The organism is Rhodovulum sp. HP10, from assembly GCF_047553435.1.
Lineage (GTDB): Bacteria > Pseudomonadota > Alphaproteobacteria > Rhodobacterales > Rhodobacteraceae > Rhodovulum.
This window is the reverse complement of sequence record NZ_CP180201.1, coordinates 3,852,675-3,875,329: the sequence shown is the minus strand read 5'-3', so window position 1 is coordinate 3,875,329 and position 22,655 is coordinate 3,852,675. Positions and strand designations below refer to the sequence as shown.

Genomic DNA, 22,655 nt, shown 5'->3' with positions numbered 1-22,655 from the left:
CTCAGGCTCCATTCGTTGTCTGTGTGCGGCGGGACCAGCCGCCCCCGACGGCCTTGTAGAGAGCGATCCGCTGCCGAAGCAGGCTTTCGCGCTGGGTGATGCGGGTGATCATCGCGGATTGCACTTGCCGCCGCGCCTCCTCCCGGTCGAGCAGCGATGCGCCGCCAGCCTCCCAGTCGTCGTCGATCGCGTCGAAATAGGCCTGGTATTCGGACACGAGTGTGGCGGCATTCGAGAGATTTTTCGAGGCGGTGGAGAGCCGGGTCAGGGCCTCTTCCACCTCGCCAACGGCGGTGAATACCGTGGAGCGATAGCTTTCCGCCGAAGCCAGTGCCTGTGCGTTCGCCGTTCGTACCGCGGCGCGGCGCCGGCCGCCATCGAAGATCGGCAGCGACAAGGCTGGCCCGAAGCTCCAGCTCGAGGGGTCCGTTGCCGTCACCGTCCCGCCCAGGGTCAGCGAGGGATAAAGATCTGCCTTGGCGACATCTACGTCGAGAAGCGTCGCCGAGAAATCGAGCTCGGCCGCCACCACATCCGGGCGCTGCCGCAGCAGGTCGGCGGGCACCGATGACACTTTAAACGCCCGTGCCGTCGGCAGGCCGCCCCCCGAGCTCAGGATTGACCGCACCTCGGATTGCGGCATGCCAGCCGCCGTCGCAATGGTCTGCGCGATGACGTTGCAGTCGGCCTTCTGCGTCTCGAGCGAGATCCGCGAACTGGCGACATTCGCCCGCGCGAGCGACATGTCCGCTGCGGCGCTGATGCCCGCAGCGACAAGGTCTTCCGTCGACCTGAGCGTCTGGGCCTGGGACGAGACCGCATCGCGATACACCGCCTCGACCATCCGGCAGGCACGATACCGGACATAGCCGTCCGCGATCTCTGCCGCGAGCGAGACATAGGCCCCCGCGAAGGACACTTCCTCGGACCGGGCGCGCAGGGCGTCGGCGCCGGTTGCGGCGCGGGTCCTGCCGAACAGATCGAGCTCCCAGCTTGCATCGACGAGACCGGTGTTCGATGTGCTGCGCGCCGTCCCCTGGCCGTCGCTCACGGTCGTCGAAACCTCGCCGGTCACGCCGGGATAGAGGTCGGCGCCGGTCTGGGCGACCGTCGCCCGCGCCGCCAGCACGTTGGCCGCCGCCGTTCTGAGATCGGGGCTCGAGTCGCGGGCCTTCGCCAGAAGGCGGGTCAATTGCGGATCGCCCACCTGCGACCACCATTCCAGGTCGAGCGTCTCGGAGGCCTCCGGCGCAGCCGTGCCATAGCGCTCGGCCAGCGCAACCCGCGCATCCGGCTCGATTGTCGCCACGCTGCAGGCCGCGAGCGTGACAGTCGGAATGAGTAGGGTGAAACGCATGAAAATTCTCGGTAGCTGCTGCCTCCTTCTGCGCCTTCGCTTTGTAAAGTTGTGTTAAGATTTGGATAAGAAGGGTAAAATCCGCCACATGAGGCGCAGGAGGCGGTATGGCTCCAGCAGTGAGACACTGGAGGCCCAGATGACTTCGGTCCTTTTGATTGATGACGACGTGGAGCTGACCGCCCTGCTGGCGCAATATCTGGAGCAGGAGGGCTTCGAGGTCTCCGTGGCCCATGACGGCGAGCGGGCGCTCGGGCGCATCGTGGGGGCGCGGGCCGAGATCGTCGTGCTCGACATCATGATGCCGAAGATCGACGGCCTCGAGGTGCTGCGCCGCATCCGCAAGGAAAGCGCGATCCCGGTCCTGATGCTCACCGCGCGCGGCGACGAGGTCGACCGGGTTTCGGGGCTTGATCTGGGCGCCGATGATTACCTCGCCAAGCCCTGCTCTCCCCGAGAGCTCGCGGCCCGGCTTCGCGCGATCCTTCGCCGGGCCCGGGGAACGCGCTCGAAGGTTGAAGCCGGGGTGTCGCGGGGCCCGCTCCAGATGGACGGGACGCGCCGTACCGCGTCCTGGCGCGGCGAGGAACTGAAGCTTACAGGGATCGAGTTCACCCTTCTCGAGGTGCTGGCCGGAGAACACGGGCGCCCGGTCTCGCGCGCAGATCTGTCGCTTCGCGGGCTTGGCAGACCGCTGGCACGCTACGACAGGTCCATCGACGTGCATATCTCTTCGATCCGCCAGAAGCTCGGCACTTTCGAAGACGGCCGCTCCCCGATCATGAACGTCAGGGGCGTCGGCTACCTTTTCGTGGAGGAATAGGCCCGTGACGCTTCGCTTCTTTGCCGCGATCTGGGGGGTACTGCTGCTGACCCTCGTGCTCTTCGGGCTGGTCATCGCCACGCTCGACTGGCAGCCCCCCGAGGAAGCGCAGCGTGAATTCGAACAGCGCATCCTCTCGCAACAGATGACCCACCTGGCAGAGATCGGCGGGGTCGAAAACGCACTCGCCATCTGGGCCATGCTGGCACCGGCGCACGAGGATTTCAAGGTCGCAGCCGATCCGTCCTGTCTGGTCAGCGGGGACATCCGGGACGAGGCGGGCGACTGTCTCTTCATCCGCGACGAACGTGCCTCCCGCACCTTCACGGGCCTGGCGAAGTTCGAACCGATGCTGACCCCGCTCGTCCTTGGAGCGGTGATCTCCTCCATCGCAGCCATCCTGCTGTCGCAATGGCTGGCCCGTCCGATCCGCATCGTGAGCCGTGGCCTCAAGACGCTCGCCGGTGGGGATCTGGGCGCGCGGCTCGGTCAGGACCTGCACACTTCCAACAGGGAACTTCTCGAACTCGGGGCCGCCTTCGATCACGCCGCCGAACAGCTACAGGAGCTGTCGGTCGGACGGCAGCGGCTGTTCCACGACATCTCGCACGAGATACGTTCGCCGCTCGCCCGGCTCCGTGCCGCCGTGGAGCTCATGGAATCGGATCCGCGCCGCTATTCCTCCATGCTTGGACAGATGGAAACCGACATCCGGCGGCTCGACCAGCTCATAGAGGAGATACTGATCCTCGCCCGATACGAGAGAACCGAGGTTCCGCTGCGGATCGAGGCGCTCGATCTTGTGGAGCTGATCGAGCCGATCATTGCCGATGCCGCCTTCGAGGGCCAGGATCGAAACGTGCGCGTCGAATTCGAGGCTCCCGAGACGCTTCCCCTCAGAGGCGACGCAGAGCTCCTCCACAGGACGTTCGAGAACATCATCCGTAATGCGATCAAGTATTCGCCCAGGGACAGTCGTGTCGTTGTCCGGGCGGCCCGCACGACCTGCATTGCCACGATCAGGGTCGAGGATGAGGGGCACGGCGTGGCCCACGAAGATCTTCCCCACCTGTTCACGCCATTCGTTCGCGTCGGACTGCAGAACGAGACCGCGGGCGTCGGGCTTGGCCTCGCCATAGCTTACCGGGCCGTTGCCCTGCATGGCGGCCAGATCACGGCGACCAATCGGCCTGGCGGAGGGCTGAGCATGATCGTGAGCCTGCCTTTGGAGCATGGCAGCAGCGGCTCACACAAACCCCATCAATGCGCCGTCCCGGAATTCAACATCAATTCCATTACCCGCCACAGGTCTTCTCTGGCCGATCTGAATGACCCGACTACCGAACGGAAGCTGTGAGGCGATTGCACCGCCCCAGGGGTTTGGCGGAGGCTGGTTGCGGTTAATTGCGCGGCCATGTCTTCAGTTTCCAACGCCGTAAAGAAGTTGGCCTCTGCTTCGGCTGGCGCGATGCTACCGACGGGGTCAGCACCAGCACACTGCGCAGCCTGAACATCCCGCTCCACCAGCTTGGCGCGAAGCGCCTATATGACAGCCTTGTCCTTGACGCATTTGCCTCCGGGCTCCCAACCGAAGGTGACCTTTCAGGAGATGCGGAATGCGACAGCCTGTTTGGGGCGTCCAGTTGAAGGGGGGCAGGCGCCAAAAACGTGGTGATCGCGTCGTGAAATATCATCGCGCGACAGGAAGTCGCCTTCCCGCCAGCAGGAAACACACCCGGATTTCATTGCCGCATGGGCCGCTGCGGAAGCCGGAAGCGCCGATCCGCTGGCGAAGGCTGCCCGCGTCGCTCCGGTGGCCATTGGCTCCCTGCTCGCGCCGCGCGGCCCGGAGATAGCCGGTCTTCGTCTTTCCTTTGCCCGGATCCAGCCTCGGGGCGATGGTTTCGTCAACGTAGGGTCGGGAGCTGTCCGTCATCAGCCGCCTGGCCATATGGTCGACCATGGCGGCGATCCGCCCCGGTCCGGCCCATCCAGTCGGCCAGCACCGAGCGGTCGATGACACCCCATGCCGCGCCATCACCACGGCCTGCCGGTTCAGCGACATGTATTCGGAATGCTCTGAGACGGCGATCTGGGCCAGCAGCGCCCCGGTGATGGTGAAGGGGTCGTGAGCAAGGCGCCCTGCGGATGGGCAATGCGGGGTGCATCTGCCCTGGCATCGGTCATCCTACCCGTTTCGTTCCTCCGCATGCGGTTCCGGGCTGCCACAATCATTAACGATATATAGGTTGACAATATAGCGAATCGGTGCCGCCGCGCGACGGCGTCTGCAAGAATGGGGGACAGGGCGTGCGGATCCGGCCGATGAACCACATACCGGCGTCGAAGGCGTCGGGTACGGCCACGCATTCCTCATGCGGACGCAGGCTATCGGGGGCGGCCAGGGTCATGGGCGTCGCCCCGCTTGTGCCAGGGGGGCCCGCCCCGTGGACCCGGCGGTCTGAAGGCCCTGCAGGACGCGAGACGCCCCTCCCCGTTCCGTCACGTTCTTTCGGCGTCATCGTCCTTCGCTCTCCTGCCATCTTTTCTGCCGGTCCGGGCGGGAGCGTCTTTTCGACGGCGCGGTCCGGCATTCGCTATATTTCCAGGATATATAGCGATGCGCAAAGCAGCAGGGTCAAGGGCACTTCCGCGTCGACCGGTGGCCTCACGGTCGGGGGCCAATGGGTCTGCCTGATTGTTGGGCATCTTGCCGTCACACCGGCATGGCCCTGCGGAATGCGGTCCATGAGGACAGCTTATCGGCAGCAGCGGCCTTCGCCGCCCCGAAACGTCGGCGCGCCGATATCGGTCATCGCGGGCGCTCGCGACGGGGGAACCTCCTGCCAACGGCGTGACGTCTTGCGGATGGGAATGACGGCGAGGCCGCCTCACTCGTGGATCGCGAGGCGAGAGCGATGGGTCTGCAACCTGCGGTGCGGCCGGGGCGTGCCGGAGCGCGCCGTGACCAGAGCGGCCACGAAGGCAGCCGGGACAATTGCAGGACCTCCGGAACGGGCGCCCTGCCCCCGGTGGCTTTCGGCTCAGACAGCCTCGGCGAAGGCGGCCCGATCGCCATCCGGGTCCCCGAGCGTGAACCGAACCCCGGCCTGCGCCTCCTTCACCGGCATGGCATCATCCGCGACGATGGTACGGGCCCTGGCCTTGTCGACGGATCGCCACGCGGCGGCCGTACCCTCCGGATGTTCCCCTTTTCGCGGCCCCGGGGCAAGGCCGACAGAGAGAGCCGGTTCGACAGCAGCGCCCGAACCGGCAAAGAAAAAGGCGGCGCCTCCGGAGAGACACCGCCCTTCAATTCCAGCAGGAAGGCCGTCGCTCAGACAGCTTCCTGAATGAACTTCACCGCATCGCCGAAGGTCTGGATGGTCTCGGCGGCGTCGTCCGGGATCTCGATCCCGAATTCCTCTTCGAAAGCCATGACCAGCTCGACGGTATCGAGGCTGTCCGCGCCCAGATCATCGATGAACGAGGCATTCTCGGTCACCTTGTCTTCCTCGACGCCCAGATGCTCGACGACGATCTTTTTCACGCGATCCGCGATGTCGCTCATTTCAATTCCTCACATTTGCTCAGGCAGCGAGCCCGTCTTCATGCTGTTGGCCGAGAGAGGCCACTTTTCCCCGCGCGGGCGCGGGAGATGCAAAGCGCGGGGTCCCCCCCGGGCAAAAACTGCGCCGCCTATAACACATCGTTTACACGACGCAAACGCTTTCGCGTCGCAGGCGGTGGCAGGCTCAGACCATCGCCATCCCGCCATTGACATGGAGCGTCGCCCCGGTGACGTAACCCGCCTCGGGACTGGCCAGATAGACCACGGCAGAGGCGATCTCCTCGGGGGTGCCCATGCGTCCCATCGGCACGGCGCCGAGGATGCCACCCTTCTGGTCGTCTGTCAGCTTGTCGGTCATCGCGGTGGCAATGAAGCCCGGTGCGACGCAGTTGACCGTGACCCCGCGCGAGGCGAGCTCATGGGCCAGCGATTTCGACAGGCCGACAAGGCCGGCCTTGGCCGCGCAGTAATTCGCCTGCCCCGGATTGCCGGTGGTGCCGACGACCGAGGTGATGTTGACGATCCGGCCCCAGCGCGCCTTCATCATGCCGCGCATCGCGCCGCGGCAAAGCCGCATCGCCGCCGTCAGGTTGACGTCCAGAACCGACTGCCATTCCTCGTCCTTCAGGCGCATGAACAGCATGTCGCGGGTGATCCCGGCATTGTTCACGAGGATGTCGAGCCCGCCCATGGCCTCGGTCGCGGCCCTGGGCAGCGCCTCGACCGCCTCGGGGTCCGAGAGGTTGCAGGGCAGCACATGGGCGCGTTCGCCCAGCTCGGCCGCCAGTTCGGCCAGCGGCGCCTCGCGGGTCCCCGACAGGCCGACGGTTGCGCCCTGCGCATGCAGCCCGCGCGCGATGGCGCCGCCGATGCCGCCCGAGGCGCCGGTCACCAGCGCGGTCTTTCCGCTCAGATCGAACATGTGGTCATTCCTCCATTCATGCCGCCGCGTTCATGCCGTCGACGGCTGCGGTCACCTCTTCGGGCGTGCCGACCTGCCGGGTCGCGACCTCGCGCGCGATGCGCCTGACCATGCCCGACAGCGCCTTGCCCGCGCCGATTTCCCAGATCTCCGAGACACCCTCACCGGCCATCCAGGCGACGGATTCGCGCCAGCGCACGGCGCCGGTCACCTGCTCGACCAGCAGCGCCCGGATCATGCCCGGATCGGTCTCGCCGCAGGCGCGCACATTGGCCACGACCGGCACCAGCGGGGTCTCGATCTCGACATCGTCAAGCGCCTCGGCCATCGCCCGCGCCGCCGGCGCCATCAGCGCGCAATGGAAGGGCGCCGAGACGGGCAGCATCACCGCGCGCTTCGCGCCCCGCGCCTTTGCCAGCTCGACCGCACGTTCGACCGCCGCGGCATGGCCCGAAATCACCACCTGCGCCGGGTCGTTGTCATTGGCGGCCTGAACCACCTGCCCCGAGGCCGCCTCGGCCGCGATCTCGCGCACCGCAGCCAGATCGAGCCCCAGCAACGCCGCCATCGCGCCCTCGCCGACCGGCACCGCCGCCTGCATCGCCTCGCCGCGCAGCCGCAGAAGCCGCGCGGTATCCGCGAGGCTGATCGCGCCAGCCGCGCAAAGCGCGGAATATTCGCCCAGCGAATGGCCCGCCACGAAGGACGCCGCCGTCACCGACACGCCCTCGGCGCCCAGGGCCGCCATCGCCGCCATCGAGGTCGCCATCAGCGCCGGTTGCGCATTGCGGGTCAGCGTCAGCTCGGCCTGGTCGCCGGCCCAGATCAGCCCCGAAAGGCTTTCGCCCAGCGCGTCGTCGACCTCTTCGAAGACCGCGCGAGCCTGCGGATAGGCCTCGGCCAGCGCCTTGCCCATGCCGATGGTCTGGGCCCCCTGGCCCGGAAATACGAATGCACGCATCGAGTGCCCCTTGCCCTGTCTTGTCTGGCGTCGATCTAACGGCTTGGTCCCGGCTTCACAAGCGCGCCGGGCCGCGGGACCGCCCGCGCGCCGATCGGCCGCGCCGCTCAACCGTGCCGATCAACCGTGGCGGGCGAGGAAGTCGGGGGCCGAGCGGTCCTCGACTTCACGGGCCTCGATATTGGCCACGTTCCGGCGCACCCGCGCGGCATGGCGGCGGGCCTCGACCGACTGGTTCGAGCCGCGCGCGATCTTTGCGGCAAGCTCCTGCTCCGAGCGGGTGTAGTAGTGGTTCAGCTGCAGGTGATCGGCCGAATAGAAGGCCGGATCGCTGCGGCCCTTGTGATCGCTCTGCTCGCCCCGGTCGTTCCAGGTCACGGCCAGCCCGTCGATCCAGACGCTGTGCACCTTGAGCGCGGTGACCCGGGTCGCGTCGACCACGGTCTTGAAATTGGTCACCCCGCGCGCCCCGCTCAGCGGCTCGGCGGCGCGGCGGGTGTAATTGGCCACGATCCCGCCCTCGGGCGGCGCGTCATGGCCGTTGCGGCCGAAGTTATGCCAGGGCAGCGTGACGGAGGGGATGTCGCCCAGATGGGCCAGCGCCGTCTCGAGGCTGTCGGCCTGTTTCGGCACCAGGAATTCATCGGCATCGATGCAGGCCATCCAGCGATGGGCGCCGCCGAAATTCCGAAGGGCATGGGCATAGGCCAGCACCTGATTGTGGATCTCGCGCCCCGAGCGGCCGTCATGAAGCTTCTGGTCCCAGGGCAGCAGCGTCAGCCTGTCGCCAAGTGCCACCGCCAGCTCGGCCGCGGTGCCGTCGGTCGAGCCATTGTCATAGGCATAGACATGGGCCACTCCGGCAGTCCGGTGAAACCGGGCCCATTCACCGATATGGCGCGCCTCGTTCTTCACGATCAGCGCGATGGCAAGTCCGCGCCGGCCCGGGCGGGGCGCGGGCGGCGCGAAGGACAGTTTGGTTATCGGCCGGTTGAAAAGCCCGCGCATGCTCGCTCCGTCTGGCTGGACGGCGCGACACTAGCGCCCGGGCGGCCGGGATGCCAGCCGCCCGCCCGTCCGTCAGGTCAGTCCGCGTCCTTGCCCGCCTCGATCGAGATCTGGACCTCGACCTCGTCGCTGACATAGGGGACGTATTCGTCCATGCCGAACTCGGACCGGCTCAGCGTGGTCGTGGCGTAGAACCCCAGCCAGTCGCGCTTTTCCATCGGATGCTCGGCATGCTGGGTCAACCGGGCGTCCAGGACCACCGGCTTGGTGATGCCGTTCAGGGTCAGCTCACCGGTGATCTTCGCGGTGTCCTCGCCGGTCACGTCGATATCGGTCGAGGTGAAGGTCACCAGATCGTTCTCGGCCGCATTGAAGAAGGTGTCGGACATGAAATGCTCGAACCGCGCTTCCCAGCCGGTGAACAGCGCCTCGGTCGGGATCGAGACCGACACCCGCGAGGCCGCCGGATCCTCGGCATCGAAGGACACTGTGCCTTCCCAGCCCGAGAACAGGTTCCAGGTGGTCGAGAAGCCGAGATGCTCATAGGAGAACAGCACCTGGCTATGGCTGGAATCGAGGCTGTAATCGACCGGCTCGGCGGCAGCGGGCAGCACGGTTGCGGCCATGAGGGCGGCAGCGGTCGCGGCGGGGATCAGGTTCATCGGATACTCCGTTTCTTTGGTCGTCAGTGGACCGGACAGGTCAACAGGTCGGCTGCAACCGGCCTGTGCGCAATTGCCAAGGGGATCACAGGCCCTGTTCGGCACCGAACAGAGCATCGGCAAAGACCCGCCCCGCCCTCTGCCCCGCCCTGGCGGCGCGCGCGCCTTGCATCGCATGGCAATCCCTGTATAAGGCGCGGGTCCTTCCAACCGAATGGTATCCGGTGCGACCTCTCGTGGGCGGGCGGAAGGTGTCGAAAGACCTCGCCCTATGAAGTGCACCCGCAACAGAACTGGAGTATGCATGCCGCTTTACGAGCATGTCTTCATCGCGCGCCAGGACCTGTCCAACGCGCAGGCCGAGGGCCTTGTCGAACATTTCTCCACCGTCCTCGCGGATAACGGCGGCAAGGTCGTCGACAGCGAGTACTGGGGCGTCAAGACGATGTCCTACAAGATCAACAAGAACCGCAAGGGCCATTACGCCTACCTGCGCACCGATGCGCCCGCGCCGGCAGTGCAGGAAATGGAACGCCTGATGCGGCTGCACGATGACGTGATGCGGGTTCTGACCATCAAGGTCGACGCGCATGAAGAAGGCCCTTCGGTGCAGATGCAAAAGCGCGAAGAACGCGACAATCGTCGCGATCGCCGTTGACCCGTCGCCTGAGCAAAGGAGCCTAACACATGGCCGCAAAACCGTTTTTCCGCCGCCGCAAGGTCTGTCCCTTCTCCGGCGACAACTCGCCGAAGATCGACTACAAGGACACCCGCCTGCTGCAGCGCTACATCTCCGAGCGCGGCAAGATCGTGCCCTCGCGGATCACCGCCGTCTCGTCCAAGAAGCAGCGTGAACTGGCCCGCGCGATCAAGCGCGCCCGCTTCCTCGCCCTGCTGCCCTACGCCGTGAAGTAAGGAACGACCCCATGCAAGTGATCCTTCTGGAACGCGTGGCCAAGCTCGGCCAGATGGGCGAGGTCGTCAACGTCAAGGACGGCTATGCCCGCAACTTCCTGCTGCCGCAGGGCAAGGCGCTGCGCGCCAACGACACCAACATCGCCCGCTTCGAGGCCGACAAGGCCCAGCTCGAGGCGCGCAACCTCGAGACCAAGAAAGAAGCCGAAGCGCTCGCCGGCAAACTCGACGGCCAGCAATTCGTCGTGATTCGTTCCGCCTCGGATGGCGGCGCGCTCTATGGCTCGGTCACGCCCCGCGACATCGCGGATGTCGCGACCGAGGCCGGCTTCTCGGTCGACCGCAAGCAGGTCGTGCTGGCCGGTCCGATCAAGGATCTGGGCCTGCACGACGTGCATGTGCTGCTGCACCCCGAGGTCGACGTGACCGTGTCGGTCAATGTTGCCCGCTCGACCGAAGAGGCCGAACTTCAGGCCTCGGGCAAGTCGATCCAGGACCTCGCCGCCGAGGAAGAAGCCGCGGCCGAATTCGAGATCCAGGAACTGTTCGACGATATCGGATCGGCAGCCTCCGACGACGAGGACGACGAGCAGCGCTGATCGCCCGCTCGACGCCATTCGGCACAGACATCGCGCCGTCCCCGCCCCCGGGGGCGGCGCTTTCCGTTTCGGCGGACGGCTCCGGCCCTGGCGCGCCCTGACGCATCGGCGGACGGCTCGCCCCCTCCTGATCCGAAGCGACACTTCCCCGACAGGTTTCCCGATCTCCGAAAGCGCCTTTGCGGGACGGCGACGCCCGCGCACACCCGGCCGAGCGCGACAAGCCGGATCAGCAGCACAGGGCCGGGACCGGAGACCATCCCCTCACTCACCGAAGGCCGCTGGGGTCCTTCGCAGACAGGGTTTGTCGCCCCTGCCCGGCCGTTTCGCCGCCCCTGCCGCGCATGACGGTCGCGAGAGCGAGCCAAGGCCCATGCGGTCTCTCTTGTCGCAAAAAGCCGAAGGCCACTGCCCCCGGCACGGCCCCCAAGACGTCGTCCTTCACCGCCATGGCACGCCCGGACCCGGCCAGCGGAGGAAAGCTGGAACGCGTCCGAAGGCATGCAAAAGGCCGCCCCGGGGGGCGGCCCTTCCTCATCCGGGAACCTGCCTCCGGCCGCGGGGCCGGAGAGGTGCCTCATTCTTCCTCGAGCTTCTCGACCGCCGCCTGCAGCTCGTCCTTGCTGACCGGCTTCTCGGTCACCTCGGCCAGCTCGAAGACATAGTCGACGACCTTGTCCTCGAAGAGCGGCGCGCGGATCTGCTGCTGCAGCGCCTGGTTCTGACGGACATATTCGAAGAACTGACGTTCCTGTCCGGGGAACTGGCGCGCCTGGGCCAGAACCGCCTGGGTCATCTCGTTATCCGAGACCGACACCTCGGCCTTGCGGCCGATCTCGGCCAGCAGAAGGCCCAGACGCACGCGGCGCTCGGCCAGTTTCAGATGCTCTTCGGTCGGCTCGATCTCTCCATGGTCGTGGCCGTGATCGTCGGGATGCTCTTCATGGTAGAGCTGGTGGGCGATCTGCCCGGCCTCGGCCTCGAGCAGGCTCGGGGGCACCTCGAAGCTCACCGCGGTATCGAGCGCATCCAGAAGGGCGCGTTTCATCACCGCGCGGGCGGCCCCGCCGAATTCGGTCTTCAGACGCTCGGCGACCTGGGCTTTCAGACCGTCGAGATCCTCGGCGCCGAACTGCTTGGCCAGATCATCGTCGATCTCGGCAGGCTTGGGCGCCTTCACGGCCTTCACGGTGACGTCGAAGGTGGCTTCCTTGCCCTTCAGGTTCTCGGCGCCGTAGTTCTCGGGGAAGGTGACGGTGACGGTAACCTCATCCTCGGCCTTGGCCCCGACCAGCTGCGCCTCGAAACCGGGAATGAAGCTCTCCGAGCCCAGCACCAGCGGGTAATCCTCGGCCGAGCCGCCCTCGAAGGGCTCGTCGCCCAGCTTGCCGACGAAGTCGATGATGACCTGATCGCCATCCTTGGCCTTCGAGCCCTTGCGGCGATCGGCATAGGTCTGGGCGGTGCCGGCCAGTTTCTCCAGCGCCTCGGTGATCTCGGCCTCGGCCGGTTCCACCACCAGCTTCTCGAGCTTGATCGACTTGAGATCGGCCTCGGGGATCTCGGGCAGCGCCTCGTACTTCATCTCGACGGTGACGTCCTCGCCGGGCTTCCAGTCCTCATTGGTCATCTTGACCTCGGGCTGCATCGCCGGGCGGTCACCGGTTTCCTCGAAATGGCTGCTCATGGCGCCGTCGATGGTTTCCTGCATGGCCTCGCCCATCAGGCGCTCGCCGAACTGCTTCTTGAGAAGCGGCATCGGCACCTTGCCCTTGCGGAAGCCCTTCATCTCGATCTGGGGCTGGGCCTCGGCGAGCTTCTCGTTGACCTTCGCCTCCAGTTCGGCGGCGGTCACGGTGATCGTGTAGCCCCGCTTCAGGCCGTCTTTCAGGGTCTCGGTGACCTGCATCTGCGTATCGTCCTTTTCATCCATTTCAGCTGGAACCGGCGGGGCAAGCCCCTCGGGCCTTGCGGCGCCAGCCCCCAAAATTCGACGCCGGTCGTTCGGAAACAACCACTTGCTTTCTCCGCGTCCACGAGCCTCGGCACGGCAGGCTTCGTCCCCCGGAAACGCTTCCGGCGCCTTCTACGCGAGCATCTGCCGTGGGGCAAGGGGCTCGACGGCGCGAAGCGGGCTTGCGCAGGCGCATGCCGCAGGCCCGGGCCCACGGCGGGCGCAGAGCCCATAGAGGTCGGGGAAGCTGACCTTGCCGCTCCAGGAAGGATACAGAAAGCTGCCCTCGTCGGTGTCGATCCGCACACAGCGCGACAGCAACCAGTTCCGCGCCGCCGGGCCATCGGCGCAATCCGGGATCTCGCCCAGCGAGCGGCCGAGCGAGACGAAGCCCGCAACGATGGCCGAGGCCGCCGAGCTGCCCCCGAAACGGCAGAAATACGATCCAAACTCGCGCAATCCCCCTGCCCGTTCGTCGCTGGCAAGGGCACTCTAGGTGGTCAGTCCCGGCATTTGGTGGATGAATCGCGCCGGGTTTGCCGGAGGCTGATTGTCGTTAGTTACGCGGCCATGTTCTCAGTTTCCAGAGCCGCGTAAAAGTTGGCCTCTACCTCGGCTGGCGGGATGTTCCCGATAGGTTCGAGCAGGCGGCGGTTGTTGAACCAATCGACCCATTCCAACGTCGCGTATGCGACGGCCTCGCAGCTCTGACAGCGTGCGTGGTCGTGGCGCTCCCGTGACGAACCTGGCCCATAATCCTTCCTTCCATTCCTGAGAAAGGATCACACCATCAAACCGTGGGATCAAAAACCTAAGATGGTGACCCGGCGATGCATGCGTTGGGCTCTTTCCGGTAGTTCGCTGCACAAGGCGCGAACGGCCTCTCTGAACCGACTTCTGGGTCAGTCACCTGACACAAAAGTCGGTTTTGCTTGGCATTTGGCACCGGGCCGCGACCGGCAGACCTGCGGCAAAGCGTACGCAGTGAATGCTTCTCAGCCCCGCAACGACCCGTTATAGCCGCCCGGCACAAGGAGACCGCCAGCCATGCCCGAGCTATTCCCCGAACGCGGCGAGCCCGTGATCCGCACCATCGCCATGCCCGCCGATACCAACCCCGCGGGCGACATCTTCGGCGGCTGGCTGATGTCGCAGATGGACCTTGCCGCGGGCAGCGTGGCCGCGCGTGTCTCGCGCGGGCGGGCGGCCACCATCGCTGTCGAGGGGATGCAGTTCCTCAAGCCGGTGAAGGTCGGCGACGAGGTCACGCTTTACGCCGATCTGGTCCGGCGCGGGCGCAGCTCGATGACCATCGAGGTCCGCGCCTGGCACCGCCCCCGCTGTCAGGAATGGAGCGAGCAGGTGACCCAGGCCACCTTCACCTTCGTCGCGATCGACGAGAACGGCCACTCGCGCCCCCTGCCCGATCCGATCCAGGCCGGCTGAGCCCCGGGCGGCGGGCGCAGCGACGCCCGCTCAGAAGGCCTTGCCAGTTCAGAACGCTTTGAAGGTCAGCGTCGTCAGCGAGCGGTCGATGCCGGGAATGTCGAGCAGATTGTCATTGATGAACTTGCCGACATCCTGGTCCTTCGGAATGTAGAGCTTCATCAGCAGGTCGAAATCGCCGCTGGTGGAATAGAGCTCGGAATGAAACTCGCGCAGCACGATCTCCTCGGCCACCTCATAGGTCTTGCCCGGGCGGCAGCGCAGTTGCACGAAGACGCAGGCGGTCATGGGGGGCTCCTTCTCGGCTGATCCGGGCCAAACCTACCAGAGCCCCCGCCGCCTTCAAGCCGCAATCGGCTCGCCGCAACCCGGGCCCAGCCGTGGCCTGGCTCTTGGCCCCGCGCCCGGGCGCGCCTATAAGCGGCAGGAACAAACTGGCGGAGACGTCCATGCGGACAGCGAAAATCACGCGCAAGACGGCCGAGACCGAAATCTCGGTCGAGCTCGGGCTCGACGGCACCGGCCGCTACGATATGGCCACCGGGGTCGGCTTCTTCGATCACATGCTCGACCAGCTCGCACGCCATTCGCTGATCGACATGAGCGTGCGCTGTCAGGGCGATACCCATATCGACGACCATCACAGCGTCGAGGATGTGGGCATCGCGCTCGGCCAGGCTCTGGCAGAGGCCCTGGGCGACAAGCGCGGCATCCGCCGCTACGGGTCCTGCCTGTTGCCGATGGACGATGCGCTGCTGCGCGCGGCGCTCGATCTGTCGGGACGACCCTATCTGGTCTGGAATGTCGATTTTCCGACCCAGAAGATCGGCAGCTTCGATACCGAGCTGGTGCGCGAATTCTTCCAGGCGCTCGCCACCCATGGCGGGATCACGCTTCATGTCGACGCCCTGCACGGGCTCAACAGCCACCATATCGCAGAGGCCGCCTTCAAGGCCGTGGCCCGCGCACTCCGCGACGCGGTCGAGACCGATCCGCGCAAGGCCGATGCCATCCCCTCGACCAAGGGAGCGCTCTAGACCGATGCTGACGGCGATTGTCGATTACGAGTCGGGCAACCTGCATTCCGCCCGCAAGGCCTTCGAACGCGTCGCCCGCGAGACCGGAGCGGGCGAGGTCGCGATCACCTCGGACCCCGAGACCATCCGCCGGGCCGACCGCATCGTGCTGCCCGGCGACGGCGCCTATCCGGCCTGCCACCGCGCGCTGTTCGATCATCGCGGCGTGTTTGAGGCCATCGAAGAGGCGGTGATCTCGGGCGGGCGACCGTTTCTGGGCATCTGCATCGGCATGCAGATGATGGCCAGCCGCGGGCTCGAATATGAAGAGACCCCCGGCTTCGACTGGATCGGCGGCGAGGTGGTCCGGATCGCGCCCGAAGACCCGCATCTGAAAGTGCCGCATATGGGCTGGAACGATCTGGTGATCGACAGCCCGCATCCGGTGCTCGCGGGCATCTCGACCGGCGATCACGCCTATTTCGTCCATTCCTACCATTTCCGCGTCGCCGACCCCGCCCACCGGATCGCCCATTGCGACTATGGCGGGCCGGTCACTGCCATCGTCGGGCGCGGCACCACCATCGGCACCCAGTTCCACCCCGAGAAAAGCCAGGCGACCGGGCTCCGGCTGATCGCCAATTTCCTCGGCTGGGCGCCCTGATCCTAAGCGCCCTGAGCCTCAGCCCCCGGGAAACACCCGCCGGGCCAGAAGCACCCGCGACAGCGCGGTCACGAAACAAAGCGCGCCGAAGCCCCAGGCCAGCGGCGCGAACCAGGACGGGAACAGACAGATCGCCACGAAAAACGCGATGGTCTCGGTCCCTTCCAGCAACCCGCCGGAGAAATAAAGCGACTTCGTGCCGCGCGCGCGGGTTTCCATGCTGCGACGTTCGGCCAGGATCGCGAAGCCGAGAAACGTCGCGCCATTGACATAGAAGCTTGTCAGCAGGAACGCCCCGGCCGGTCCGTTCGCCGCCGGGTCCATCAACACGAAACCAAGCGGCACCGCGCCGTAGACGAGGAAATCGGCGACGATATCGAGATAGCCGCCGAAATCCGTCCTTCGCCCGGCCCGCGCCACTGCCCCGTCCAGCCCGTCGGCCAGCCGCCCCGCCAGCAGCGGCACCAGCGCAAGCCCGGGCGCGCCGAGCGCAACCATCACCGCCGCCAGAAGCCCGAAGCCCAGCCCCGCCAGAGTGACCGCATCCGCCGTCACCCCGTGCGCCGCAAGCCGGATCCCCAGCCTGTCGAGTGGCGGGTCGATCAGCCGCCGCATGAGCCCGTCCAGCATGCCCTGCCCTCCTCTGCCGGTCCCAGACTGCCCTTGCCAGAGCGCCGGCTGCAAGCCGCTGCGCTCTATTTCCCAGGGCCTGTCTTGGGGACGCAATCCGGTCCCGTTCGAGCCCCTCCGCCACGCTTGTCCCCGCCTGACCTGTCCCCATCTGGTCGGCAAGCGCGGCCGCATCCGGCGCATGCCCTGTTCCTAGGCTTCCGGGGCATCCGGAACGGAGGTACCCCCCAGTCGCATCCGAGGCCTCGACCCCTGGTCTGGCAGCCGGCATCCGGGACAAAAATCCGAAGGCAGGTTTCGACAATTCCTATTGCGCCCCGTGCCCGAGCTGACTAATAGGGCGGCGTGGCGGGTATGGTGTAGTGGTAGCGCGCCGGCTTCCCAAGCCTGAAGTGCGGGTTCGATTCCCGCTACCCGCTCCAGACTACCTCAAGAACCGTTTTCTCCGATTTGGTCTATACCTCTTCGATCTGATGGCCGGTGCCGCCTTGCCTGACTGAATGGCATGGCTCGACATGGCGACGCAGGCCCGCCGCCGCAAAGAAGTGACACCCGTCGCCGAAAGCGAGGGCGGGCAGCGCGCATGACAGCTGCCTCGGTCGAGCCAGCCCTGGTCGAAAGCAACCAGCCCCACCATCCCGACGCTCTCTGTCCAAAGCCGGGCCGGGAGGTCAGGCGATCTCTGGTCCGGGCATGTCCGAAAGGGGATGAGGCCCCGATACCGCAGATAGCGGTGGTAAACACGGGGCCTGTCGCGCAATGGACGGACGCGGGATGCGCGCAGGCCCGATCTCGGCATCTGCCCGATGATAAGGCCGGCGGCGGAGCGGCTCATCTCCGCGCCGTGCGCCCATTTCCCGGGACAGGAGGCCTAGCAGGCCGCTGAAAAAGTCTCAGCCTGAGTAGCTCGGCAACTGAATGCCGCGCTTTCGGATTCTTACGTCGCGCTGAAGGATCTTCATTGTGTTGGGGGGCAACGAAGTCGACGAGGATCGCGGCTTCAAAATGTTTTTCGGCAGCCTGCTAGAAATCCTGCCATCCCGCGTCGTTGACGGCGCGTTTCGGCGGCTCGAACTCTGCGGCGGCGGGCGGTGCTGCCGCCGGGATGGCGGTTGCCGTGCGGGGACGGACGGAGACGGCGGCAGCGGGCCCTTTCAGGCGGAACCGGGCGACCAGGGTCTGCAGATTGCCAGCCTCCTGCTTCATGGTCACTGCGGCGGCATTCGCCTCCTCGACCATGGCCGCGTTCTGCTGGGTCACCTTGTCGAGCTCGTTCACCCCGACATTGATCTCGCCCAACCCAACCGATTGCTCCTGCGCGCCGGTCGCGATGTCGGCGATCAGCGCGGCGATATTGCCCACCCGTTCGACGATGTCGGTCAGTGCCTCGCCGGTGCGGTTGACCAGCCCGACGCCGGTCTCGACCTGATCGGAACTGGTCGAGATCAGGATCTTGATCTCCTTGGCGGCCTCGGAGGAGCGCTGGGCCAGTGCCCGCACCTCGGAGGCCACGACCGCAAAGCCGCGCCCGGCCTCGCCGGCGCGGGCCGCCTCGACGCCCGCATTCAGCGCCAGCAGGTTGGTCTGGAACGCGATATCGTCGATCACACCGATGATCTGGTTGATCCCGTCCGAGGATTTCTTGATCTCGGCCATCGCCCCGATGGCCTCCTTGACCACGAGGCCAGACTGCTCGGCATTGCCGCGCGCCTCGCGCACGACATCCTCGACCTTCGCCGCGCCATCGGCCGCCGCGCGGACGCTGGCCGTCATCTCGTCCATCGCGGCCGCGGTCTGCTCCAGCGTCGCGGCCTGGTTCTCGGTGCGGCGCGACAAGTCGTCCGAGGCGCCCGAGATTTCCTCGGCGCGGGTGGTGATCTCTGTCGCGTTCTCGACGATCTCGCCCATCAGCGCGTTCAGCGTCTCGACCGTCGCGTTGAAATCCTGGCGGAGCTGTTCGTATTCCTCGGCAAACCTGGTATCGATGGTGCTGGTCAGATCGCCCTCCGACAAGGACCGCAGCCCCGAGGCCAGATCGGCGACCACCCGCTCCTGTTCGCGGCGGTCCTCATCGCGCGCCGCAGCCTGGCGTTCGGCATCGGCAAGCTTGTCGCGGAAGGCGGCCAGATTGCGCCCCAGATCGCCGATCTCGTCGCGGCGACGCGCCTCGGGAATGGCGGTTTCATACCGCCCATCGGCAACATCGCTCATGGAGCCGACAAAGCTCGACATCGGCCGGGTTACGCTGCGCACCAGAACATAGGAGACCGCAACGAGGATCAGCATGCCCGCGATCAGCGTGATCGCCGAGGCCCGCCGCATGCTGGCCAGTTCGGCTTTGATATCAGAGACATAGGCCCCGGTTCCGACGATCCAGCCCCAGGGCTTGAATGCCTGCACATAGCCCAGTTTCATCTCGGGATCGGACTCGCCGGGCTTCTTGAACCAGTATTCGACCGATCCCGAGCCATCGCTCTGCGCGACATCGCGCATTTCCTGAAAGAGCTTCAGCCCATTAACATCGGCATAGTCGGTCTTGTCGGTCCCGACCCAGTCGGGCATCGTCGGATGCGCGGTGACGACCAGATCCTTTGTCAGCGCAAAGACATAGCCCGAGGCTCCGAAACGAAGCGCCTCCAGCAGTTCACGCCCCCTCGCCTCGGCCGTGGCCCTGTCGATCTCTCCCGCTGCGACCCTGTCCTGCAGCCCCGACAGGAGCGAAATCGCCGCATCGGTCATGCCCTTAAGCTCTGTTTCGCGCATCTCATAGGCGTTCTCGACAGCCCGCGACAGCAAGAGAACAGAGAGAAGCGCAGAGAGCGCAAGTGCCACAACGACAATGGAGTAGATCCGAAACGGGATCCGGTACAGGAAAGCGGGCATTTGAGCTATCTCCAATTGATCATGGCGACGCTTCATAGCGCAAAAGGTTTAGAAAACGTCCTACATCGCAAATCTAAGTAAATGAGCGGAAAGGCATGGGCGTTGATGAAGAGCGGAGAGAGTTACCGAGCTCCGGCCATGGCGGCGTAACGTCGGTCAGCAGTCGCGAGGTCGTCGGAGCGGAGGAGGGCTGAGAGCAGCTTGGCGCAACGGTCGCGAGACAGGGTCGGAAAACCAGAGCGCAACAGAGTGCCTTCGAGCACGCGGCTCTGATTTGCGTCCGCCCCACGAACACCATGCGGGCCCGCAGCGTGACGATGGCCGTATCACGAGGCCGGATACATGTCAGCACCCGACACCGCGCCAGATTGCTCCGAAAAGGCGCTCTTGCGTCGCGTCGGGTTGCCCCAGGTCGGCTTCGAGCTTCACGACCACATTCCATACCAATAGGTTTCTGTCTCAAGCCGGCTCATATAATGTCTTTGGTTAGGAACGCATCGGCCAACGCTGCGACGCCTGTTGGTCGGAACCTCTGCGCCTACATGTGCAGGCGCACATGTTTGAGCTTGTCGGGATTCCTCATGATCCAGATCGCTTCGATCCGGCCGCGCCGGATCGAGAGGGCGGTGGTCTGCAGGACGTCCCCTTCAACGGACACAAAGCCGGGCGAGCCGTTGATCCACCGAAGCGGAGGGCAGGGCCCGGCCGGAAATCTGCGCTTTCTGGCGAGGCCGGCGAACAGGCGGGCAGCGTTGCGAGATCCGTTCAGCACGTTGATGGCCGCTTTCACCCTGCCGCCACCATCGGTGTGAACCTCGATATCCTCGGCAAACAGGGCAAGCAGACGATCCATATCGCCCTGCCGGCTCGCCACCCAGAAGGCGGTGACGAGCGGATGAACCGTTTCGCTCGACGGTGGATCGGCAGGTTCCGCACCAGCCAGCCTGCGCCGCGCCCGGGAGACGAGTTGCCGGCAGGCCGTGGGGGTCTTGTCAACGAGCAGGCCTATTTCCTCGAAACTGTAGTCGAAGGCATCGCGGAGAATGAACGCCGCCCGCATCTCGGGTGTCAGGCTGTCGAGGGTGAGGATCAAAGCGATGCCGACATCCTCGGTCAGGATCCACTCCTCTTCCGCGCCGGGGGCATGATCGGCGATCAATGGATCGGGCAGCCATGCCCCGACATAGGTTTCCCTGCGCGCTCGTGCGGAACGCAGATGGTCGAGGCACAGTCGCATCACGACCGTCGAGAGCCACCGGGCCGGGCGGTCGATGCCGGACAAATCGGCGTCACGGAATTTCAGCGCGGCGTCCTGCAGGATATCCTCCATCTCGGCCACCGATCCGGTCATGCGGTAGGCGAGCCCCGCCAGACGTCGGCGCTCGCCCTCGAAGATCTGACTATGCGGGTCAGGTTTCCGCATCTGCTCCCTTGCGCCGCGTGTGGGGCTGACGAAAGCCGACGGCAAAGCGGTTCCATGCGTTGATCATCGTGATCACGAAGGTCAGTTCGACCCGTTCACGCTCATCGAAGGATGCGGCCAGAAGCCTGTAGTCGGAATCCGGTGCGCCAGTCTGTTCGATGCGCGTCAAGGACTCGGCCCATGCCAGCGCAGCACGCTCGCGATCGTCGAAGACCGGGCTTTCTCGCCAAGCCGCAAGGACATCCAGCTTCTGCTGCGACAGACCGGCCTGCCGCGCGGCGGGGGCATGCAAGTCAAGGCAGAAAGCGCAGCCGTTGATCTGCGACACGCGCATCTTGACCAGCTCACGCAGGGCTTCAGGCAGGGATAGGTCCTTTATCGTCTCTTCAGCCGCCATCATCGCCTTCATCGTGTCGGGCGCGGCCTTGTAGTAATTCATACGAGGGGTCATCGCTGTCTCCGTTCTCTGTCTATACTCACAAGACGAGACAGGATCGAGATCCGTGACACCAGGAGCAGCGTGTTGAGCGCCCGCATGCCCGCTTCGTCCGCCCTCCTGACCTTGGCGGCCAGAGTGCATGCTGCAACGGGGATGAATGGCCGCTTTCGTGATTTTGCAGTCGGCAGGGGCCAGGGTGTCCAATGACCGCTAAAGACACATTGTGTTGAAAAACTCCGGCAGCGGTTAAGAGGCAGCCTGAATTTGGAACGTCATCCTTCACAGGGTAAAAAGAGGTCCGCTTAAGAGGCGATATCGCCGAAAATCGGAATGATTTCCAATGAGCCGGTACTCTGCAGCCACGAAAACGCGTTTTTCAACAGTATCGACAGCGAGCGCACCTGGGTGCTCTGGGCGGATACCGTTGAAAAACTCACTGGAGCATCCGGGGAGTGCCATTTCATGGGAAACGGTTCTGCTTTTGCGTGACCCTGACTTGTAAAAAGTCATTTGCGGCCCGAGTGCAGAACAACGTTCCAACCCAAGATGGCTTCTCGGGCGCAGCGGGTGTTTTTCAACAATATCGGCGGGCAGCGGACCTTCCAGGCCGCCGCCGTGCATCGCGTGGCCTTCCCCGAACCGGACCTTCCCGGTGACCGAGACGATCGCATCAAACGGCATCATCCAGAACCTGCCATTGTCCGAGCGAGCGCGACGATGACATCGGTTGCGTAGTACGCGTCTCCTTCCGGCACGATGGCGCGTCAATGGCAACTGCGTGGCGCGCCGTATCGCTGGTGGCTCGCATCGGAGATTTCCCGGATCCGTGGCGCAGAGCGTCCCGCCGTGTCTGGCGCGCCGCCCGTTCGGGGGCAGCGGCGCGCCAGGCGTGGAACCAACTCGTGCTGACCGAGAGCACCCGGCACATGACGGTCACGGCGTGCTCGGCAGCGTGGGCGACAATGAACTCGAGCTTCGCGTTCATTGTTTCGCCGCCCACTGAGCGAAAAAAGCGTTCACTCGCTCACTCGAACGCATGGCGTTCGCCTGCTCACCCTTTCGCATAACCTCCACCTTCTTCCTTCAGGCGGCGGTTCTCCCTGCGACGTTCGGCCAGCTACGAGGCCTCCACCTGTTGCCGACGGATCGCCTCGGCCGAGCCAGCGGCGGCCATTTCGAGCCGCCACCCTTTCAGCTGTGACGACGTCACGCCGAGCTCGTGCGCGACACCGGTCCGGGTGGCGCCGGGCTCCGACAGGCGGCCGACGGCCTGTTCCTTGAACCCGGCGGTGAGGTGACGGCGGGGGTGTCTGCTCATGTGGGATCCCTTTCTCTGCGAGTACGAGAACTCCCAGTCCGGGATCCGCGGGCAAGCTCAGAAG

General features: G+C 65.5%; 24 protein-coding genes, 1 tRNA gene and 1 pseudogene. 9 read left to right on the top strand and 17 right to left on the bottom strand.

Going from position 1 to position 22,655, the window contains the following annotated elements; genetic code table 11:
- Position 1 precedes the first annotated feature (1 nt).
- Positions 2-1,357, bottom strand: a complete 1,356-nt coding sequence (locus ACK8CO_RS18175) for an efflux transporter outer membrane subunit (protein WP_414897551.1) — start codon at positions 1,355-1,357, stop codon at positions 2-4.
- 139 nt (positions 1,358-1,496) lie between these two features.
- On the opposite strand from ACK8CO_RS18175, the gene ACK8CO_RS18170 reads away from it, so the two are divergent.
- Together ACK8CO_RS18170 and ACK8CO_RS18165 are read left to right on the top strand one after the other, a co-directional pair.
- A complete protein-coding gene (locus ACK8CO_RS18170; protein WP_080616554.1) occupies positions 1,497-2,180 on the top strand; it encodes a response regulator transcription factor in 684 nt (227 codons plus the stop codon).
- A gap of 4 nt (positions 2,181-2,184) precedes the next feature.
- A complete protein-coding gene (locus ACK8CO_RS18165; RefSeq protein ID WP_414897550.1) occupies positions 2,185-3,537 on the top strand; it encodes an ATP-binding protein in 1,353 nt (450 codons plus the stop codon).
- Between the two features lie 333 nt (positions 3,538-3,870).
- On the opposite strand, the gene ACK8CO_RS18160 is transcribed toward ACK8CO_RS18165, so the two are convergent.
- The 6 genes from ACK8CO_RS18160 to ACK8CO_RS18135 all read right to left on the bottom strand — a co-directional run bounded on the left by ACK8CO_RS18160 (position 3,871) and on the right by ACK8CO_RS18135 (position 9,304).
- The gene (locus ACK8CO_RS18160) at positions 3,871-4,245 is read right to left on the bottom strand and encodes an IS66 family transposase (RefSeq protein WP_414897549.1); all 375 of its coding nucleotides are present in this window, start codon (positions 4,243-4,245) and stop codon (positions 3,871-3,873) included.
- 1,272 nt (positions 4,246-5,517) lie between these two features.
- On the bottom strand, positions 5,518-5,751 hold the full coding sequence (locus ACK8CO_RS18155) for an acyl carrier protein (protein ID WP_042461627.1): 234 nt from the start codon (positions 5,749-5,751) through the stop codon (positions 5,518-5,520).
- A gap of 184 nt (positions 5,752-5,935) precedes the next feature.
- Positions 5,936-6,673, bottom strand: coding sequence for a 3-oxoacyl-[acyl-carrier-protein] reductase (fabG, locus tag ACK8CO_RS18150; protein ID WP_414897548.1), 738 nt, complete (start codon positions 6,671-6,673; stop codon positions 5,936-5,938).
- A 16-nt stretch (positions 6,674-6,689) separates the two neighbouring features.
- Positions 6,690-7,634, bottom strand: a complete 945-nt coding sequence (fabD, locus tag ACK8CO_RS18145) for an ACP S-malonyltransferase (RefSeq protein ID WP_080616560.1) — start codon at positions 7,632-7,634, stop codon at positions 6,690-6,692.
- Positions 7,635-7,754: 120 nt separating this feature from the next.
- Positions 7,755-8,642 (bottom strand): glycosyltransferase family 92 protein, encoded by an 888-nt coding sequence (locus tag ACK8CO_RS18140; RefSeq protein WP_414897547.1) that lies wholly within the window; start codon positions 8,640-8,642, stop codon positions 7,755-7,757.
- A 77-nt stretch (positions 8,643-8,719) separates the two neighbouring features.
- A complete protein-coding gene (locus ACK8CO_RS18135) occupies positions 8,720-9,304 on the bottom strand; it encodes a YceI family protein (protein ID WP_080616562.1) in 585 nt (194 codons plus the stop codon).
- 304 nt (positions 9,305-9,608) lie between these two features.
- On the opposite strand from ACK8CO_RS18135, the gene rpsF reads away from it, so the two are divergent.
- The 3 genes from rpsF to rplI are packed head-to-tail and all read left to right on the top strand — an operon-like array spanning position 9,609 to position 10,818.
- On the top strand, positions 9,609-9,962 hold the full coding sequence (gene rpsF, locus ACK8CO_RS18130) for a 30S ribosomal protein S6 (RefSeq protein ID WP_080616563.1): 354 nt from the start codon (positions 9,609-9,611) through the stop codon (positions 9,960-9,962).
- 29 nt (positions 9,963-9,991) lie between these two features.
- Entirely contained in the window at positions 9,992-10,219 is a 228-nt protein-coding gene (gene rpsR, locus ACK8CO_RS18125) for a 30S ribosomal protein S18 (protein WP_042461615.1), read from the top strand.
- Between the two features lie 11 nt (positions 10,220-10,230).
- On the top strand, positions 10,231-10,818 hold the full coding sequence (rplI, locus tag ACK8CO_RS18120) for a 50S ribosomal protein L9 (RefSeq protein WP_080616564.1): 588 nt from the start codon (positions 10,231-10,233) through the stop codon (positions 10,816-10,818).
- A gap of 577 nt (positions 10,819-11,395) precedes the next feature.
- Here the strand turns inward: rplI and tig are convergent.
- From tig to ACK8CO_RS18105, 3 genes and pseudogenes are all read right to left on the bottom strand, one after another.
- Positions 11,396-12,727, bottom strand: coding sequence for a trigger factor (tig, locus tag ACK8CO_RS18115; RefSeq protein WP_080618017.1), 1,332 nt, complete (start codon positions 12,725-12,727; stop codon positions 11,396-11,398).
- A gap of 177 nt (positions 12,728-12,904) precedes the next feature.
- A complete protein-coding gene (locus ACK8CO_RS18110) occupies positions 12,905-13,231 on the bottom strand; it encodes a hypothetical protein (protein WP_414897546.1) in 327 nt (108 codons plus the stop codon).
- A gap of 101 nt (positions 13,232-13,332) precedes the next feature.
- Positions 13,333-13,482 (bottom strand): annotated as a pseudogene (locus ACK8CO_RS18105) (IS3 family transposase); the annotation flags it as partial.
- A gap of 337 nt (positions 13,483-13,819) precedes the next feature.
- Between ACK8CO_RS18105 and ACK8CO_RS18100 the strand changes: the two are divergent.
- Positions 13,820-14,218 carry an acyl-CoA thioesterase gene (locus ACK8CO_RS18100; RefSeq protein ID WP_080616566.1) on the top strand — a complete coding sequence of 133 codons (399 nt, stop codon included), beginning with the start codon at positions 13,820-13,822 and terminating at the stop codon, positions 14,216-14,218.
- Between the two features lie 48 nt (positions 14,219-14,266).
- Here the strand turns inward: ACK8CO_RS18100 and ACK8CO_RS18095 are convergent, their stop codons facing one another.
- A complete protein-coding gene (locus tag ACK8CO_RS18095) occupies positions 14,267-14,506 on the bottom strand; it encodes an Lrp/AsnC ligand binding domain-containing protein (protein WP_414897545.1) in 240 nt (79 codons plus the stop codon).
- Between the two features lie 161 nt (positions 14,507-14,667).
- Here ACK8CO_RS18095 and hisB point away from each other — a divergent pair, with 161 nt between their 5' ends.
- Both hisB and hisH read left to right on the top strand, forming a co-directional pair.
- Positions 14,668-15,255 (top strand): imidazoleglycerol-phosphate dehydratase HisB, encoded by a 588-nt coding sequence (gene hisB, locus ACK8CO_RS18090; protein WP_080616568.1) that lies wholly within the window; start codon positions 14,668-14,670, stop codon positions 15,253-15,255.
- Between the two features lie 4 nt (positions 15,256-15,259).
- Positions 15,260-15,898 (top strand): imidazole glycerol phosphate synthase subunit HisH, encoded by a 639-nt coding sequence (gene hisH, locus ACK8CO_RS18085; protein WP_414897544.1) that lies wholly within the window; start codon positions 15,260-15,262, stop codon positions 15,896-15,898.
- A gap of 18 nt (positions 15,899-15,916) precedes the next feature.
- Here hisH and ACK8CO_RS18080 read toward each other — a convergent pair whose 3' ends face one another.
- The gene (locus ACK8CO_RS18080) at positions 15,917-16,528 is read right to left on the bottom strand and encodes a CDP-alcohol phosphatidyltransferase family protein (RefSeq protein WP_414897543.1); all 612 of its coding nucleotides are present in this window, start codon (positions 16,526-16,528) and stop codon (positions 15,917-15,919) included.
- A 348-nt stretch (positions 16,529-16,876) separates the two neighbouring features.
- On the opposite strand from ACK8CO_RS18080, the gene ACK8CO_RS18075 reads away from it, so the two are divergent.
- Positions 16,877-16,950, top strand: a tRNA-Gly gene (locus tag ACK8CO_RS18075).
- Between the two features lie 601 nt (positions 16,951-17,551).
- Here ACK8CO_RS18075 and ACK8CO_RS18070 read toward each other — a convergent pair.
- The 5 genes from ACK8CO_RS18070 to ACK8CO_RS18050 form a co-directional block, all read right to left on the bottom strand.
- Positions 17,552-19,411 (bottom strand): methyl-accepting chemotaxis protein, encoded by a 1,860-nt coding sequence (locus ACK8CO_RS18070; protein ID WP_414897542.1) that lies wholly within the window; start codon positions 19,409-19,411, stop codon positions 17,552-17,554.
- A 538-nt stretch (positions 19,412-19,949) separates the two neighbouring features.
- The gene (gene sigJ / locus ACK8CO_RS18065) at positions 19,950-20,834 is read right to left on the bottom strand and encodes an RNA polymerase sigma factor SigJ (protein WP_414897541.1); all 885 of its coding nucleotides are present in this window, start codon (positions 20,832-20,834) and stop codon (positions 19,950-19,952) included.
- A complete protein-coding gene (locus ACK8CO_RS18060) occupies positions 20,821-21,273 on the bottom strand; it encodes a carboxymuconolactone decarboxylase family protein (protein ID WP_414897540.1) in 453 nt (150 codons plus the stop codon). Before ACK8CO_RS18060 ends, sigJ begins: the two co-directional genes overlap by 14 nt.
- A 279-nt stretch (positions 21,274-21,552) precedes the next feature.
- Positions 21,553-21,957, bottom strand: a complete 405-nt coding sequence (locus ACK8CO_RS18055; protein ID WP_414897539.1) for a hypothetical protein — start codon at positions 21,955-21,957, stop codon at positions 21,553-21,555.
- 433 nt (positions 21,958-22,390) lie between these two features.
- A complete protein-coding gene (locus ACK8CO_RS18050; protein WP_414897538.1) occupies positions 22,391-22,591 on the bottom strand; it encodes a transposase in 201 nt (66 codons plus the stop codon).
- Positions 22,592-22,655 lie beyond the last annotated feature (64 nt).